The 14,282-nt window shown below is 67.2% G+C and carries 14 protein-coding genes; 9 read left to right on the forward strand and 5 right to left on the reverse strand.

What is annotated here, in order from left to right; translation table 11 throughout:
• Nucleotide 1 precedes the first annotated feature (1 nt).
• Nucleotides 2–1,099: a helix-turn-helix transcriptional regulator gene (locus METLW4_RS0105320; protein ID WP_018265171.1), complete on the reverse strand. Its 1,098-nt coding sequence runs from the start codon at nt 1,097–1,099 to the stop codon at nt 2–4.
• A 161-nt stretch (nt 1,100–1,260) separates the two neighbouring features.
• Between METLW4_RS0105320 and plsY the strand changes: the two genes are divergently transcribed.
• Nucleotides 1,261–1,890, forward strand: a complete 630-nt coding sequence (gene plsY / locus METLW4_RS0105330; protein WP_018265173.1) for a glycerol-3-phosphate 1-O-acyltransferase PlsY — start codon at nt 1,261–1,263, stop codon at nt 1,888–1,890.
• Nucleotides 1,887–3,131: a DNA-processing protein DprA gene (gene dprA, locus METLW4_RS0105335; RefSeq protein WP_018265174.1), complete on the forward strand. Its 1,245-nt coding sequence runs from the start codon at nt 1,887–1,889 to the stop codon at nt 3,129–3,131. Before plsY ends, dprA begins: the two co-directional genes overlap by 4 nt.
• Nucleotides 3,132–3,140: 9 nt before the next feature.
• Here dprA and METLW4_RS0105340 read toward each other — a convergent pair whose 3' ends face one another.
• The gene (locus METLW4_RS0105340) at nt 3,141–3,323 is read right to left on the reverse strand and encodes a hypothetical protein (protein ID WP_018265175.1); all 183 of its coding nucleotides are present in this window, start codon (nt 3,321–3,323) and stop codon (nt 3,141–3,143) included.
• 597 nt (nt 3,324–3,920) lie between these two features.
• Between METLW4_RS0105340 and METLW4_RS0105345 the strand changes: the two genes are divergently transcribed.
• The gene (locus tag METLW4_RS0105345) at nt 3,921–4,394 is read left to right on the forward strand and encodes a hypothetical protein (protein ID WP_018265176.1); all 474 of its coding nucleotides are present in this window, start codon (nt 3,921–3,923) and stop codon (nt 4,392–4,394) included.
• 10 nt (nt 4,395–4,404) lie between these two features.
• Here METLW4_RS0105345 and ruvX read toward each other — a convergent pair whose 3' ends face one another.
• Nucleotides 4,405–4,887 carry a Holliday junction resolvase RuvX gene (ruvX, locus tag METLW4_RS0105350; protein WP_018265177.1) on the reverse strand — a complete coding sequence of 161 codons (483 nt, stop codon included), beginning with the start codon at nt 4,885–4,887 and terminating at the stop codon, nt 4,405–4,407.
• A 137-nt stretch (nt 4,888–5,024) separates the two neighbouring features.
• Here ruvX and gatC point away from each other — a divergent pair, with 137 nt between their 5' ends.
• The 5 genes from gatC to METLW4_RS0105390 all read left to right on the forward strand — a co-directional run bounded on the left by gatC (nt 5,025) and on the right by METLW4_RS0105390 (nt 9,867).
• On the forward strand, nt 5,025–5,312 hold the full coding sequence (gene gatC / locus METLW4_RS0105355; protein ID WP_018265178.1) for an Asp-tRNA(Asn)/Glu-tRNA(Gln) amidotransferase subunit GatC: 288 nt from the start codon (nt 5,025–5,027) through the stop codon (nt 5,310–5,312).
• 73 nt (nt 5,313–5,385) lie between these two features.
• A complete protein-coding gene (gene gatA, locus METLW4_RS0105360; protein WP_018265179.1) occupies nt 5,386–6,885 on the forward strand; it encodes an Asp-tRNA(Asn)/Glu-tRNA(Gln) amidotransferase subunit GatA in 1,500 nt (499 codons plus the stop codon).
• The gene (locus METLW4_RS0105365) at nt 6,882–7,223 is read left to right on the forward strand and encodes a chorismate mutase (protein WP_026191271.1); all 342 of its coding nucleotides are present in this window, start codon (nt 6,882–6,884) and stop codon (nt 7,221–7,223) included. Before gatA ends, METLW4_RS0105365 begins: the two co-directional genes overlap by 4 nt.
• A gap of 144 nt (nt 7,224–7,367) precedes the next feature.
• Entirely contained in the window at nt 7,368–8,840 is a 1,473-nt protein-coding gene (gene gatB, locus METLW4_RS0105370; RefSeq protein WP_018265181.1) for an Asp-tRNA(Asn)/Glu-tRNA(Gln) amidotransferase subunit GatB, read from the forward strand.
• A gap of 661 nt (nt 8,841–9,501) precedes the next feature.
• The gene (locus tag METLW4_RS0105390; RefSeq protein WP_018265184.1) at nt 9,502–9,867 is read left to right on the forward strand and encodes a hypothetical protein; all 366 of its coding nucleotides are present in this window, start codon (nt 9,502–9,504) and stop codon (nt 9,865–9,867) included.
• 197 nt (nt 9,868–10,064) lie between these two features.
• Here METLW4_RS0105390 and METLW4_RS27655 read toward each other — a convergent pair whose 3' ends face one another.
• A complete protein-coding gene (locus METLW4_RS27655; RefSeq protein WP_026191273.1) occupies nt 10,065–10,463 on the reverse strand; it encodes a hypothetical protein in 399 nt (132 codons plus the stop codon).
• Between the two features lie 194 nt (nt 10,464–10,657).
• On the opposite strand from METLW4_RS27655, the gene hemB reads away from it, so the two are divergent.
• Nucleotides 10,658–11,683, forward strand: a complete 1,026-nt coding sequence (gene hemB, locus METLW4_RS0105400) for a porphobilinogen synthase (protein ID WP_018265185.1) — start codon at nt 10,658–10,660, stop codon at nt 11,681–11,683.
• Between the two features lie 21 nt (nt 11,684–11,704).
• Here hemB and METLW4_RS0105405 read toward each other — a convergent pair whose 3' ends face one another.
• Entirely contained in the window at nt 11,705–14,224 is a 2,520-nt protein-coding gene (locus tag METLW4_RS0105405; protein WP_157234914.1) for a hypothetical protein, read from the reverse strand.
• Nucleotides 14,225–14,282 lie beyond the last annotated feature (58 nt).

Raw genomic sequence — 14,282 nt, forward strand, 5'->3', positions numbered from 1 at the left:
CCTAGTCCTTCGGCGGACGCGGCGGCTTGAGCTGGCTCGCCAGCAGCGCGACGAGGCTGGACTGCCGGCCGACTCCCGTCTTGGCGAAGACGCTCTTGAGCTGGCTGCGAACAGTCGCGGGCGTCGTGCCCTGCCGCCTCGCGATCTGCCCCGGAGACAGGCCCGAGACGATGCCGCTGGCGACGCAAGCCTCGGCGGCGGTGAGATCGAAGAGGCCGCGGATCACCGCCGCGTCGAGCGCTTGGCGGAGCGCGATGGGCGCGACCACCAGAAGGGCGCAGCCGCCGTCGAAAAGATCGCGCGATTCGCCCGCCATCGGAATGAGATGGACGACCGCCGCTGCGCCGTCGCGGCCGCGGGCGGGAAAGGAGCGCGGGGTCGTGGCCGCAGGGCTCGACACATCGGCGAGCGCGCGCCGCAGCATGCCATTGGCGGCGGAGTCGGCGAGAGCGACGCGGTCGTCCGGTAGCCAAAGGACATGGGGCGTCATCGTCTCGATGAGCGAATTGGCGGCGAGGGCGCGCCCGCGCGCGTCGAGAGCGGCGGCGGGGAGGCCGATCAGCGCCAGCGCTTCGGTGGCGGCGCGCAGCCGCTCGAGCCGCCAGCGCGCCGCCAGAAAGCCGGCGCGCGCGAGATGCGGACGAAACGCGTCGAGCCGCGCGATATCGGCGGGCGAGAAGGCCGGCTGGCCGATGCGTCGGCTGATATGAACCACCACGAAATCCTCTGTCGGCATGGGCATGGCCGTGGCGGCGGCATGGCTCAGGCCATTGGGCGTTCCCCAATGCGTCATCACCGGATCGGCGAACCATTCTTCCGACGTGAACACGGTCTCGGCGTCGAGGAATCCGGCCCGGTCGGCGGCGAGCAGCCTTATGGGCGCCTCGCTGCGCGCGCTGGCCGGCGACCGCAGATAGTCGTCGACGCCGACCATTTCGGGGGAATGTCGCCAGCCGACCCAGGAGTCGCTGCGCCGCGTGAGAATGATTCCGCCGGCGGCGTCCGCCGAGGCGGCGAGCTCGTGCATCGCGCGCGGCCAGAGATCGGGATCGGTGGCGGCGCGATAGATGAGCTCGACGAGGCTTTCGAAATCGATCATGGCCGGGCTCGAATATGAATTTTCGAAATGAGAAAACCAAGCTTGTGCGAATGTCGAAGCAGCTTTCGCGCCAGCGCGAGGCGTCGCGCATTTCGGCGCCGCTTCGGGCTCGGCTTGCGGCGCGCTTCGGGCTCGACTAGTTTGCGCGCCGCGTTCGGCGAATGGCGCCGGCGGCGCGGCGCGGGTCCTTCTCCTTGGCGTTTTCTTCTTTTCCAGAGCTCGGCGCGCTGGCGGTCGGCTATCTGCTCGGCTCGATCCCCTTCGGCCTTCTGCTGACGCGGCTCGCGGGGACGACCGACATTCGCTCGATCGGCTCCGGCAATATAGGCGCGACCAATGTTCTGCGCACCGGCCGCAAGGATCTCGCCGCAGCCACTCTGCTGCTCGACGCGCTCAAAGGCGTCGCCGCCGCGCTCATCGGCGCGCAGATATCGCCGGACGGCGCCGTCATCGCCGCGGCGGCCGCCTTTATCGGCCATATAGCGCCCGTCTGGCTGCGCTTTCGCGGCGGCAAGGGCGTGGCGACATTTTTGGGCGCGCTGTTCGGCATCAGCTGGCCGGCGGGCCTCACCTTCGCGGCCGTGTGGCTGTCGATGGCGGCGCTGTTCCGCTACTCCTCGCTCTCCGCGTTGGCGGCGAGCCTCGCTTCGCCGCTCGCTCTCGCGGCGATGGGCCATGGCCCTGAGGCCGTCGTCTTCGCCGCCATGGCGGCGCTGCTGTGGTGGAAGCATCGCGACAATATCCGCCGGCTTCTCTCCGGCAATGAGAGCCGCATTGGGCAGAAGGCATGAGCGCTTCCTCCTCCGCGACGCGATTGACGGAGGAGCAGCTCTTTCATTGGCTGCGGCTCATTCGTTCGGAGAATGTCGGGCCGCGCACCTTTCGCCAGCTCGTCAACAAGTTCGGCGGCGCGCAGGCGGCGCTGGAGGCGCTGCCCGATCTGCTCGCGCGCTCCGCCCATGGGCGCATGATCCGCATCGCCGAGCCGGACGACGTGCGCGCCGAGATGGAGCGCTCGGCCAAGCTCGGCATTCGCTTCGTCTCGCTCGGCGACGCCGATTATCCGCAGCCGCTGCGCGCGATAGAGGCGCCGCCGCCGCTGCTGGCGTTGCGCGGCTCGGCGGAAATTCTGTCGCGTCCCTGCGTCGCCATCGTCGGCTCGCGCAACGCTTCTGCAGCGGGGCTGACCTTCGCCGAGCGTCTGGCGCAAGGCCTCGCGCGGGACAATTACGTCATCGTCTCCGGCCTCGCGCGCGGCGTCGATTTCTCCGCGCATCGCGCGAGCCTCGCGGCCGGGACCGTCGCCGTGCTCGCCGGCGGCCATGCGCGGCCCTATCCCAATGAGCATCGCCCGTTGATCGAGGAGATCATCGCGCGCGGCGGCGCCGTGGTGACGGAAATGCCGCTCGAATGGGAGCCGCGCGGGCGTGATTTTCCACGTCGCAATCGCATCGTCTCGGGCCTGTCGCGCGGCGTCGTGGTGGTGGAGGCGGCGCGCCGTTCCGGCTCGCTCATCACCGCGCGCTTCGCCATGGAGCAGGGCCGCGAGGTGTTCGCCGTTCCCGGCTCGCCGCTCGATCCGCGCGCCGAGGGAACCAATGATCTGCTGCGCCAGGGCGCAACTCTCTGCGCCGGCGCGGAGGATGTCACCCGCGCGCTCGCCGCCGGCGTCGGAAGGCAGGGCGATCTCTTTGGAGAAGGGGAGGGCGCGCCGAAGGACGAGCCCTTCTGGGAAGAGATGGACGATCTCTTCTCGCTGCAGGAGCAGGCGCCGAATTTCACGCATGATCGCGCCGCTCCCATCGCGCCGCAGCCGGCGAGCGCGCCGATCGTCGCCGCGCCGGAGCGCGAGGCGGAGACGGTCGATCCTGTGGCGCGCGTCATGGCGCTGCTCGGGCCGGCGCCGGTCGCTATCGACGATCTCGTGCGCGCGGCGGGCCTGCCCGCGCGCGAGGTCAACGCCGCGCTGCTGGAGCTCGATCTCGCCGGGCGGCTCGCGCGTCACGGAGCCAATCTCGTCTCCTTGGCGTGATCCGAGGCTCTACGCGCGGCCGCGCTCCTCGGCGGCGTGCTCGCGGGATTTCGCCTCGGCCTCGACGCGCGCCAGATTGAGGAAATAGGCGAGCATTGTGAGCTCGGACCGGTCGGCCATCATCGCCAGCTCGCCCGCCATTTGCGCGATATAGACGGCGAGAGAAGCGGTCGACGCCTCCTGCGCGTTCATTTCGGCGGTCGTTGCTTTTGCGCTCTTCGACATCGGCTCCTCGCATCGGCGCAATGCGTGGCACCGGCGATTCCAGATTTCAACCTACGGTCGTAAAATGCCTCTTCGTCGACGGCTTGTCAACGCGACCGCGGCAATGGCGACGCGATTTTCCCTTTGAAGGCCTCGCTCGGCGGCGACTACGGAAGCCGTCGAAATGCCGCTCGATACAACTAAAAGTTTTCATATCGAGGCGGTCCCGGCGCGGCGGGAGCGTTAACGGAGGGTTTTTTTTGACCCTCGATGGTCTGGACGGCCGGTAAGCGCGCCTTAGTTCCCCTTCACCTGGGCCGCGCTTCTCTCAGCGGAGCGACGGCATGAACGGGAATTTTTCAATGAGGCGCGAGTTCAGCGACCGATGAGTTGGGGGACTGATATGTGCGTTGGCTTCTCTTCACCGACCGCGCTCCTCCCTGCGCATCTGGTCGTCTGCGCCGTCGCGTCTGCCGTAACTGAATGAACGTCTGCGCCGGCGCGGATCGCGCCGTGACGAAAGGTTCCGGTCGCCCGCTGCGGGCGGCTGGAAAGGGGGGCGAGAGCCACGAGGAGGCTTGAGTCATGAGCAAGGTTGTGAAGTTGTCTCTGCTGGGCGCCGCTGGCGCCGTGATCGGCATCGCCGCGCCGGGCGTCGCTCTGGCCGGTCCGGTCGGAATGGCGAATGTGGCGTCCGTGTCGCTTCCGGCGGCGACGGACGAGGTCCATTATCGTCGCATTCATTCGGGCCGCTCGGCGCACTTCTGCCCGCCGCGCCGCATCGAGCACCGCACGGTCTATGTGCGTCGCATCATCGAGCGCCGCACCGCCTACTATCCGCTGTATGAGCGCCGCACGGCCTATGTCGCGGCTCCGGTGGCGACGGCTGTCGCCGTGCCGGTCGTCGCGGCGACCTACGCCTATCCCTCCTATGGATATGGCTATGGCGGCCCGGGCATCATCGGCGCCGGCGCCGGTCTTCTCGGCGGCGCGCTGAACATCGGCTTCGGCGGCGGCGGCTGGGGCGGCGGCTGGGGTTGGCGTCGCGGCTGGTGGTGAGCCGGCTCGTCTAGCCTCCCGTAGCGAGGCGCCCCAGCCTGTCTAGGGCGCCTTGCAGAATATAGGCCGCGGCCATTCTGTCCACGACCTCGGCCCGTTTCGCGCGCGAGACGTCCTGCGCCAGCAGCTCTCTGGTGACGGCGGCGGTGGAAAGCCGCTCGTCCCAGAAGGCGTAGGGCGTGCGGCGCATCGCGTCGAAATTGCGCATGAAGGCCCGCGTCGCTTGCGCCCGCGGGCCTTCGGACCCATCCATGTTGAGCGGCAGGCCGACGATCAGCGCGGCGATCTCATGCTGCGCGATCAAGGCGGCGAGCCGCTCGGCGTCCTTGGTGAATTTCACGCGGCGGATCGTCTCGAGCGGCGTCGCGAGGCGGCGCTCGACGTCCGACAGCGCGAGCCCCACGGTCTTCGTTCCGACATCGAGCCCGATCAGCCTGCTTTTTTGCGGCAGCAGAGCGGCGAGCTCCTCGAGCGTCTTTTGTCCGGCGGTCATGCCTATTCGCCTAGCACGTCGCGCGGCTTTCTGGAAATCCGGCGCGCTCGTTGCATCACGGGCGGACGCGCGCATTGCGCCCTCGAAGCCGCGAGTGGTATAGCGCGCGGGACGAAGTCGGAACGGAGCTCCATAAAATGTCCGTCGATCAGGCGACTGTCCGCCGCATCGCCCATCTCGCGCGCATCGCCGTCGAGGACCAAGAGGTCGAGCGCCTCGGCGCGGAGCTCAACGCCATATTGGATTTCGTCGCCGAGCTGTCGAGCGTCGACGTCGAAGGCGTCGAGCCATTGACCTCCGTTCTGCCCATGCAAATGAAGAAACGGCAGGACGTCGTCACCGACGGCGGCTTCGCCGACGCCATTCTGGCCAATGCGCCGGAAAAGGACGATCAATATTTCGTCGTGCCCAAGGTCGTGGAATAGACGCCTTCCGCAAAGACGAGCGACGCCCGCGACGCGGGCTTTCGAATAAGACACGAACGAGCGAAACGCATTCATGTCCGATCCTACGCATTTGTCCCTCGCCGAGGCGCGCGATGCGCTCGCTGCGAAGAAGCTGTCGGCGACGGAGCTGACCAAGGCCCATATAGAGGCGATAGAGAAAGCGCGCGCGCTCAACGCTTTCCTCACCGAGACGCCCGAGCTCGCGCTCGCGGCCGCGCAGGACAGCGACGCGCGCATCGCCCGCGGCGAGGCGCGTCCGCTCGAGGGCCTGCCGCTCGGCATAAAGGACCTCTATTGCACCAAGGGCGTGCGCACCACGGCGGCGAGCCGCATCCTCGACGATTTCACGCCCACTTATGAATCGACCGTCTCCGCCAATCTGTGGCGCGACGGCGCGCTGATGCTGGGCAAGCTCAATCTCGACGAATTCGCCATGGGCTCCTCCAATGAGACCAGCGCCTTCGGCCCTGTCGTCTCGCCCTGGCGGCGCAAGAAGGGCGAGGGGTTCGACGACGCCAAGATCGTTCCCGGCGGCTCCTCGGGCGGCTCCTCCGCCGCCGTCGCCGCGCGTCTCGCGCTCGGCGCGACGGCGACCGACACGGGCGGCTCCATTCGCCAGCCGGCGGCTTTCACCGGCACTGTGGGCATAAAGCCGACCTATGGCCGCTGCTCGCGCTGGGGCATTGTCGCTTTCGCCTCATCGCTCGATCAGGCGGGACCGATCACGCGCACGGTGCGCGACGCGGCGATCATGCTGCGCTCTATGGCCGGCCATGATCCCAAGGACACGACCAGCGTCGATGCGCCGGTTCCCGATTACGAGGCGGCGATCGGCGCCTCGGTGAAGGGCCGCCGCATTGGAATCCCCAAGGAATATCGCATCGGCGGCGGCGCCGAGATCAATGCGCTGTGGGACCAGGGCGTCGCCTGGCTGCGCGACGCCGGCGCCGAGATCGTCGAGATTTCCCTGCCGCATACGCGTTTCGCTCTGCCGGCCTATTACATTATCGCGCCGGCGGAGGCCTCTTCCAATCTCGCGCGCTATGACGGCGTGCGCTACGGCCTGCGCGAGAAGGGCCGCGACATCGCCGACATGTATGAGAAGACGCGCGCCAAAGGCTTCGGGGCCGAGGTGCGCCGCCGCGTGATGATCGGCGCCTATGTGCTCTCGCACGGCTATTACGACGCTTATTATGTGCGCGCGCAGAAGATCCGCAGCCTCATCAAGCGCGATTTCGACGAGGCTTTCGCGGCCGGCGTCGACGCCGTGCTGACGCCCGCGACGCCTTCCACCGCTTTCGCGCAAGGCGAGAAGGGCGCGGCCGATCCCGTCGAAATGTATCTCAACGACATTTTCACCGTGACGGTGAACATGGCCGGCCTGCCGGGCATTGCAGTGCCGGGCGGGCTCGGCGCCGATGGATTGCCGCTCGGCCTGCAGCTCATCGGCCGCCCCTTCGACGAGGCGACCTTGTTCTCGCTCGCCGCAGCGCTGGAGAGCGCGGCGCCGAAGATCGTTTTCCCGCAGCCCTGGTGGACAGACGCGAAATGACGCGCAGAGCAGAGGCCGCAAAGCGCGAACCGCGCGACGAAATGTCGGACGTGCGCGCCACCATAGACGCGCTCGACGACGAGCTCGTCGCTCTGCTCGCGCGCCGTCAGCGCCAGATCGAGCGCGCCGCGGCGGTGAAACCCTCGCTCGGGATTCCCGCGCGTGTGCCGGAGCGCGTCGACGAAGTGCTGGCGCGCGTCGCCGCGGCGTCCGAGCGCGAGGGGCTCGAGACCGAGCTGGGCCAAGCGCTGTGGCGCGCGCTGATCGAATGGTCGATCGGCTATGAAGAGCGGCTGATGGGCGATCGCGAGCAAAGCGAGACGCCGTCCGGCGCCTGAGCGGTCATTGCTGGGAGCGGAGCGGCGACGCGCGATCGAGGGGCCATCGGCCCCTGGATTGCTTCGCCCTCGGCTCGCAATGACGAGCGTCGATCTTAGATGTAAGCTTCCCTCAACGATAGACACGGTTCGAGGACGAAAGACATGAACACGCGCGAGACGCAGCCGAGCAAGCTCCTCAAAGGCGCGACCGGCGACTGGGAAGTCGTCGTCGGCATGGAGATACACGCCCAGGTGACGAGCAAGGCCAAGCTCTTCTCCGGCGCTTCCGCGGAATATGGCGGCGAGCCCAATAATCATGTCTCGCTCGTCGACGCGGCCATGCCGGGCATGCTGCCGGTCATCAATGAGGAATGCGTCAAACAGGCCATTCGCACCGGCCTCGGCCTGCAGGCGCAGATCAATCTGCGTTCCGTGTTCGATCGGAAAAATTATTTCTATCCCGATCTGCCGCAGGGCTATCAGATTTCCCAGTACAAGCATCCGATCGTCGGCGAGGGCGAAGTCATCGTCGATGTGACGCCCAGCGAGCGCATCACCGTCGGCATAGAGCGTCTGCATCTCGAGCAGGACGCCGGCAAGTCCATCCATGATCTCTCGCCCAGCGAGAGCCATGTGGACCTCAATCGTTCCGGCGTCGCGCTGATGGAGATCGTTTCCAAGCCGGACATTCGCTCGGCGGAGGAGGCGCGCGCCTATGTCTCCAAGCTGCGCACCATTCTGCGCTATATCGGCTCCTGCGACGGCAATATGGAGCAGGGCTCGCTGCGCGCCGACGTGAACGTCTCCGTGCGCAAGCCCGGCGCGCCCTTCGGCACGCGCTGCGAGATCAAGAACGTCAACTCCATCCGCTTCATCGGCCAGGCGGTGGAGGTGGAGGCGCGCCGCCAGATCGGCATTCTCGAGGACGGCGGCGTCATCGCTCAGGAGACGCGCCTCTTCGATCCCGGCAAGGGCGAGACGCGCTCCATGCGCTCCAAGGAGGAGGCGCACGACTACCGCTATTTCCCTGACCCCGATCTGCTGCCGCTGGAATTCGATCAGGCCTATGTCGATGCGCTGAAGGTCGAACTGCCCGAGCTGCCGGATGAGAAGCGCGCGCGCTTCGTCGCCGATTACGGCCTGCCGCCCTATGACGCGGGCGTGCTCGTCGCCGAGCGCGCGAGCGCAGACTTCTTCGAGGAGGCGGCGAAGGGCCGCGACGCCAAGCTCGTCGCCAATTGGGTGATCAACGAGCTGTTCGGCCGCCTCAACAAGGAGGGGCTCGACATTACGCGCTCGCCCGTGTCCGCGCAGGCGATCGGCGCCATTGTCGATCTCATCTCCACCGGCGTCATCTCGGGCAAGATCGGCAAGGATCTGTTCGAGATCGTCTGGCAGGAGGGCGGCGATCCACGCGAGATCGTCGAGACGCGCGGCTTGAAGCAGGTGACGGACACGGGCGCGATCGAGAAGGCGATCGATGAGATCATCGCCGCCAATCCCGACAAGGTCGCGCAAGCCAAGGCGAAGCCGACCATGCTCGGCTGGTTCGTCGGCCAGGTGATGAAGGCGACCGGCGGCAAAGCCAATCCGCAAGCCGTCAATGACTTGCTGAAGAGCCGTCTCGGCGTCTGAGACGCTTTGGGCAGAGCCGAAACTCGAATCACCGGCGGCGTCGATTCGATCGAATCGACGCCGCGTCATGGCCGCAGCGCAGCTATCGCGAGACGCGGCGCGCACGCTGCGCACAATTTTTTTTCACATGGTCGGCAGCGCCGCGAGCGCGCGCGCGACGACATTCGCAGAGGCGGCGCCGGCGTCGTCGCGAGTGCGTCGAGACATGCGACGCGATCGTCTTCGAGCGTCGGCGACAGCGTGAAATGCAAGCGCGAAATCTCTCATCGTCATGCGCGCGGCTTCTCGCCGATGCGTTGCGCGCAATTGCGCGCATCTCCTAGTCATTGAAGGAAAACAATAGATTGAATGCTCTCGTCGAGGGTTGCGCAGTCTGCGCCGACATCTCGGCGCGGCGGCGTCCGCGATGCGCGACGCGTCCTTCGAGCGCCGCCGAAATCGCATTCGACATGTGTCTTCCGCGCTGCCTCACGCGTCGTTTTCGACATGCGTTTTTCTGTTCATCGGCGCGCGCATTCGTCGCCGTCGCGCGCTAAGCGACATCGCATTCGCGAGCAATTCGTGAAAGCGCCACTTGAACGACTATTTAACCACGTTACGCTATTGCGGCCTATTGTCGGTCATAGCGACATTCCGACGATATGGATCAAGGGGACTGAATATGGCGAAACCAACGACGAAGCGTAAGCCTGCGAAAAAGGCGACCGCGAAGAAGGGTGCTCGTAAGACTGCGACCAAGAAGGCGGCGACCAAGAAGGCCGCGACCAAGAAGGCCACCGCCAAGAAGGCTACGCGCAAGGCCGCTTCGAAGAAGGTCGCCCGCAAGACCACGCGCAAGACGGCGACGAAGAAGCGCGTTGCGACGAAGAAGCGCGTCGCCACGAAGAAGCGCGTCGCGAAGAAGAAGCGCACTGCGACGAAGAAGACCGCGACGAAGAAGGCCGTGCGCAAGGCGCCCGTCAAGCGTCGCGCTCCGCGCAAGGCCAAGGAAACTCCTCCGGCTCCCGAAAGCTCGGAAGCGGTCTGACGAAAGACCCGCGGCCCGAAACGCGTTCGCCATGCGCAGCCGATCCACCTCGCATCGTGAACGCGTTTCGCAGCATTTCTCGCCCGGGCCGGCTCGGCCCGCGCTCCCTGTTTCCGATCGGCTGTCTTGCTCTCGCGCTTTGCCGCCGGCCTCCATGCGAGGTCCGCGGCGGCGAGCGAGACGCCTCTGTCAGGCCATCAACGGGTGAGGCATCTGGTCGCGAAATCGCGCCAGCTCGTTCCCGCCGTGCGGCCTTCCTGCCTTATCTTCATCCATTGTGTGGCGCATTGGCGCATGCGCTCGCGTGAGGCGCGCGGCAGCGAGGGCGGCGGCGTCGATGTGTCGAGCGGCGGCAGCTCCTGCGGCGGCGCGGGCGGCGTCTCCGCCGGCTGCGGCTGCGGCGCGCGCTGCTCCGGCGGCCGCTTCGGCGGCGCAGGCGCGCGCGGCGCGCGGCGCGCGGCGGCGTGCGGAGGACGATCGCTCGAAGGCTGTGGCTGAGGCGCTGCGACGACAGCGGTCGCGCAGAGCGAGGCGATGATCGCCGCAAACGCGCTCCGCGATGAAGAGAGAGCGCCGGAGTTCACGCGTTCCGCCATCGGCTCCCATTGCTCGTCGCGGGGCGTCCGCGGATGCGAGCGCGGCCTCGGAGGTGACGACGGCTCTAGACCGGAAGGCGGCAGGGCGTCAATGTTGGGACGTTTCGCAGTCTTCCCATTGCGGCGAGCGCCATGCTAGGCACGCTCCGCCGCCGCGCGCCTTTCTCGCCGCGGCCGCGCTGGAGGTCGCGCCAATGGATTCTCCCGTAAGCAAGCTCACCGCGGCGTCTGCGCGGCTCGCGCTCACCGCGCGCCCACGCCGCAATCGCAAGAGCGATTGGGCGCGCCGCCTCGTGCGCGAGACGCGGCTCTCCGCCGACGATCTCATCTGGCCGCTGTTTCTGCTCGATGGGGCAGGGCGCTGCGAGCCGATCGCATCCATGCCCGGCGTCTATCGCTATTCGATCGACACGGCGCTGGAGGCGATCGAGGAGGCGGCCTCGCTCGGCGTGCCGGCGGTGGCGCTGTTTCCCAATACTGATCCGGCGTTGCGCGATCCGCATGGCTCGGCCGCGCTCGATCCCGAAAATCTCGTCTGCCTCGCTTGCGGCGCGATCAAGAAGGCGGTTCCGGGCATAGGCATTATCACCGATGTCGCGCTCGACCCTTACACGAGCCATGGTCATGACGGTCTGCTCGTCGGCGATGAGATCGTCAATGACGAGACCGTCGCCGTGCTGACGGCGCAAGCGGTCAATCAGGCGCGCGCCGGCGCCGACGTCATCGCGCCCTCGGATATGATGGACGGCCGCATCGGCGCGATCCGCGCAGCGCTCGACGCCGAAGGCTTCGAGAATGTGCAGATCATGAGCTACGCCGCCAAATACGCCTCGGCCTTCTACGGGCCGTTCCGTGACGCCATCGGCACCAATAAGACTCTGCGCGGCGACAAGCGCACCTATCAGATGGACCCCGCCAATAGCGACGAGGCGTTGCGCGAGGTGGCGCTCGATCTCGAGCAGGGCGCCGATATGGTGATGGTCAAGCCGGGCATGCCCTATCTCGACATCGTGCGGCGCGTCGTCGACGCCTTTCATGCGCCGACCTTCGCCTATCAGGTGTCCGGCGAATATGCGATGATCGAGGCCGCCGCCGCCAATGGCTGGCTCGACGGCGAGCGCGCGATGATGGAGAGCCTCACCGCCTTCAAGCGCGCGGGCGCGGCGGGCGTTCTCACCTATTACGCGCCGCGCGCCGCCGCTTTGCTGCGCCGCGGCTGAAGCCGCGGCGCCTTCCGGCTCTCACCATTCGGCTTTCACCAGCGGCAGCTTCTGCTTCAGCCGCGTGATGAGATCCTGCAGGCTCTGGCGATTGGCTTTGTCGCAGAGCTGAGCGTCGAGATCGGCCTGCACCGATTGCGACAGCCACCAGCTCATCGATACTTTCGACATGGACAAGGTCTGGCCCTTGAAGCGCGCGCAGGTCGCGTCGAGCAGCGGATCGTCGCCGCCATCGGCGACCAGCACGGGCGCGACGCGGACGCCGATCTGGAAGAAGCTCGCCGTCATGTCGCCGGCGTAGCGGTCGGTGTCGGCGTTCATCTCGACGAGGCTGCGCTGCGCCAGCGCCGCCTGCTCGGCCGCATGGCCGGCGCGCGTCGCCAGCAGAGCGTCCACGGGCGCGGCGACGAGGCCGAAGAGATCGGAGACGAAGCTCACCCCCGCCGCGCCCAGCCGCGGCGTGCCGGCCGCGCGCGGCGGCAGCGTATCGTCGGTGAGCGCGCCCACGGGATCGTTCTGCACCCACAGGATCAGCGGCGTGACGCCTTGGCCCTTCAGCGCGCGCGCCACATCGAGCGCGGAGGCGAGGCCGGCATTGTCGAAATAGCCGCCGTCGACGATGCGGTCGCCATGGGAGGCGTCGTCCTTGGCGCGCAGCGTTCCCGCTGGCGAGATGACGGGGAAGCGCGCGCTGAGCAGAGCCGCGGTGGAGAGAAGAATGTCCGGCCCGTCGCGCAGCGCCGCGACATCCTCGGCGCCATGCGCCGCGGCCGGGCACATGTCGCCCTGCGGCGTCTTGCAGGGCGTCGAGATCATCTCGAAGAAATCATAGGCGGCGGGATAGAGCGGCGCGCGTGAATTTGTCGCGGGCGCCGGGCGCGTCGAGATCAGATCGGTTCCGATGATGCGCGTTCCGCTGTCCACCGACGTGCCGTTGAGCAGCAGCAGCGGCGCCCATTTGCCCGCCGGCGTCGCGCGCGCATAGCCGAGGCGGCGGCACATGCCGGTCGCGGCGCCGCTCGCGCAGGGCTCGCCGGTCTGGATCAGCTCGCCGGTCCAATAGTCTTTCTTATAGGCGGGGTTGGTCACGAAGTCGTAATGACGCTCCCAGGATTTCTCGAGCAGAGCGGCGCGATCCTCCATCCAGCTCTCCTCGCCGAAGAAAAATTTGCGCGGCGAGAAATTGTCGCGAAAGCCGAGGCCGACGAAGGCCGGCGAGAGATAATCGCCGGCGACCAGCAATTGCAGGCAATCGCGCCAGCTCTTGGTCGGGTCGCGATGCTCATGCGCGCCGACCCAGACGCGCGCCGTATTGACGCAGGGCGGCGTCGGCGCATCCTTTTCCGCGGCGTCGGCGAGAGCGGCGCGGAAGATCGCCGAGCCGAAGGCGCCGCCGGAGACTCCCGAGAAGGCGAAGATGCGGCGGCCGGGCGAGCCGAGCTGCGGCGCATCGTGGAGATCGCCGTCGCGATCGATCAAATGGCCGATGACCGTGGCCGCCATATAGGCCGCGCGGCTGGCGCCGCCTTCGGCCGCGACGATCAGCGCCGGCGGACATTCCGTCTCGGTGCAGCCATTGGCCGTCTTCCAATTGCGCACCGCCTCGGCGATGTCGATCTGCCGATCCGCCTTCGAGGGCGCGCCGGAAGCCGCGGGCAGGGCGCGCACATCGTCGAGATGCGTATTGGCCGCCGTTATGCCGGCCGCGAAGAGAATGGCGATCAGCAGCAGCGGACGGCCGGTCTCATAGCCCTTGCGCACCAGCCAGCTCGCGCCGAGCACGAGGCTGCCGAGCAGAAAGGGCACCAGCACGGCGCGCGGCGCATGGTCGGACAGGAAGAAGGGCCAGATCAGCGCCGAGACGAACACCGCCATGGTGGCGTGCAGCGAGGCATAGGTCAGCTGGCGCAGATCCATGCTCGCGCCGATGAATTTGGCGATGCGCTGGCGCTTGGCCACGAAATAGACGAAAGCGACGGCCGTCGCCGCGTCCAGCGCCAGCAGCGCATAGATCTGGTCGCGCGTCGCCGTCGCCTCGGGAAGTATCGCGGCGTTTTCGATCGAGGCCAGCGCGCCGCGCAGCCCGAGCGCCACGGCGACGAAAGGGATCAGCCCGAGGAGGCGCGGCGTCCATAATATGACATGCCCGAAGCGTCGGCGCACATGGTCGCGGACCGAGCGTATGTCATTGTCGCGCATCTCGACGCGCAGCAGATAGGGGATCATCCAGGCCGAATCGGCGTCCTCGAGCACGCGGCGCGCGCCGTAATGGACCGGGAAGGCCCAGACCAGGAAGACAGAGGCGAAGACGAAGAGCCAATAATGCGCGCCGAAGAGCAGCGCGTCGAAGGAGCGGTCCGCGAACAGATTTTGGGCCTGATCGACGAGGCCGAAGAGGAGAAGCCCGGCGAGGGCGCTGACGACGCTCACGCGGCAGGCCCAGAGAATGCGCAATATCCAGTAGAAATCCGTCTTCCACTGTGGCGCGGGCGCCGTCACCTCCGCGTGAATCTCCGATTTCGTCTCGAGCAATTGCGACATGATGCTCTCCATTGAAAAGGGCGTGCCCGGACCGTCGCGGCCCAGCGGGAAAAGCTGT

Origin of the sequence: Methylosinus sp. LW4 (assembly GCF_000379125.1) — a bacterium.
In the GTDB taxonomy this organism is placed as follows: domain Bacteria; phylum Pseudomonadota; class Alphaproteobacteria; order Rhizobiales; family Beijerinckiaceae; genus Methylosinus.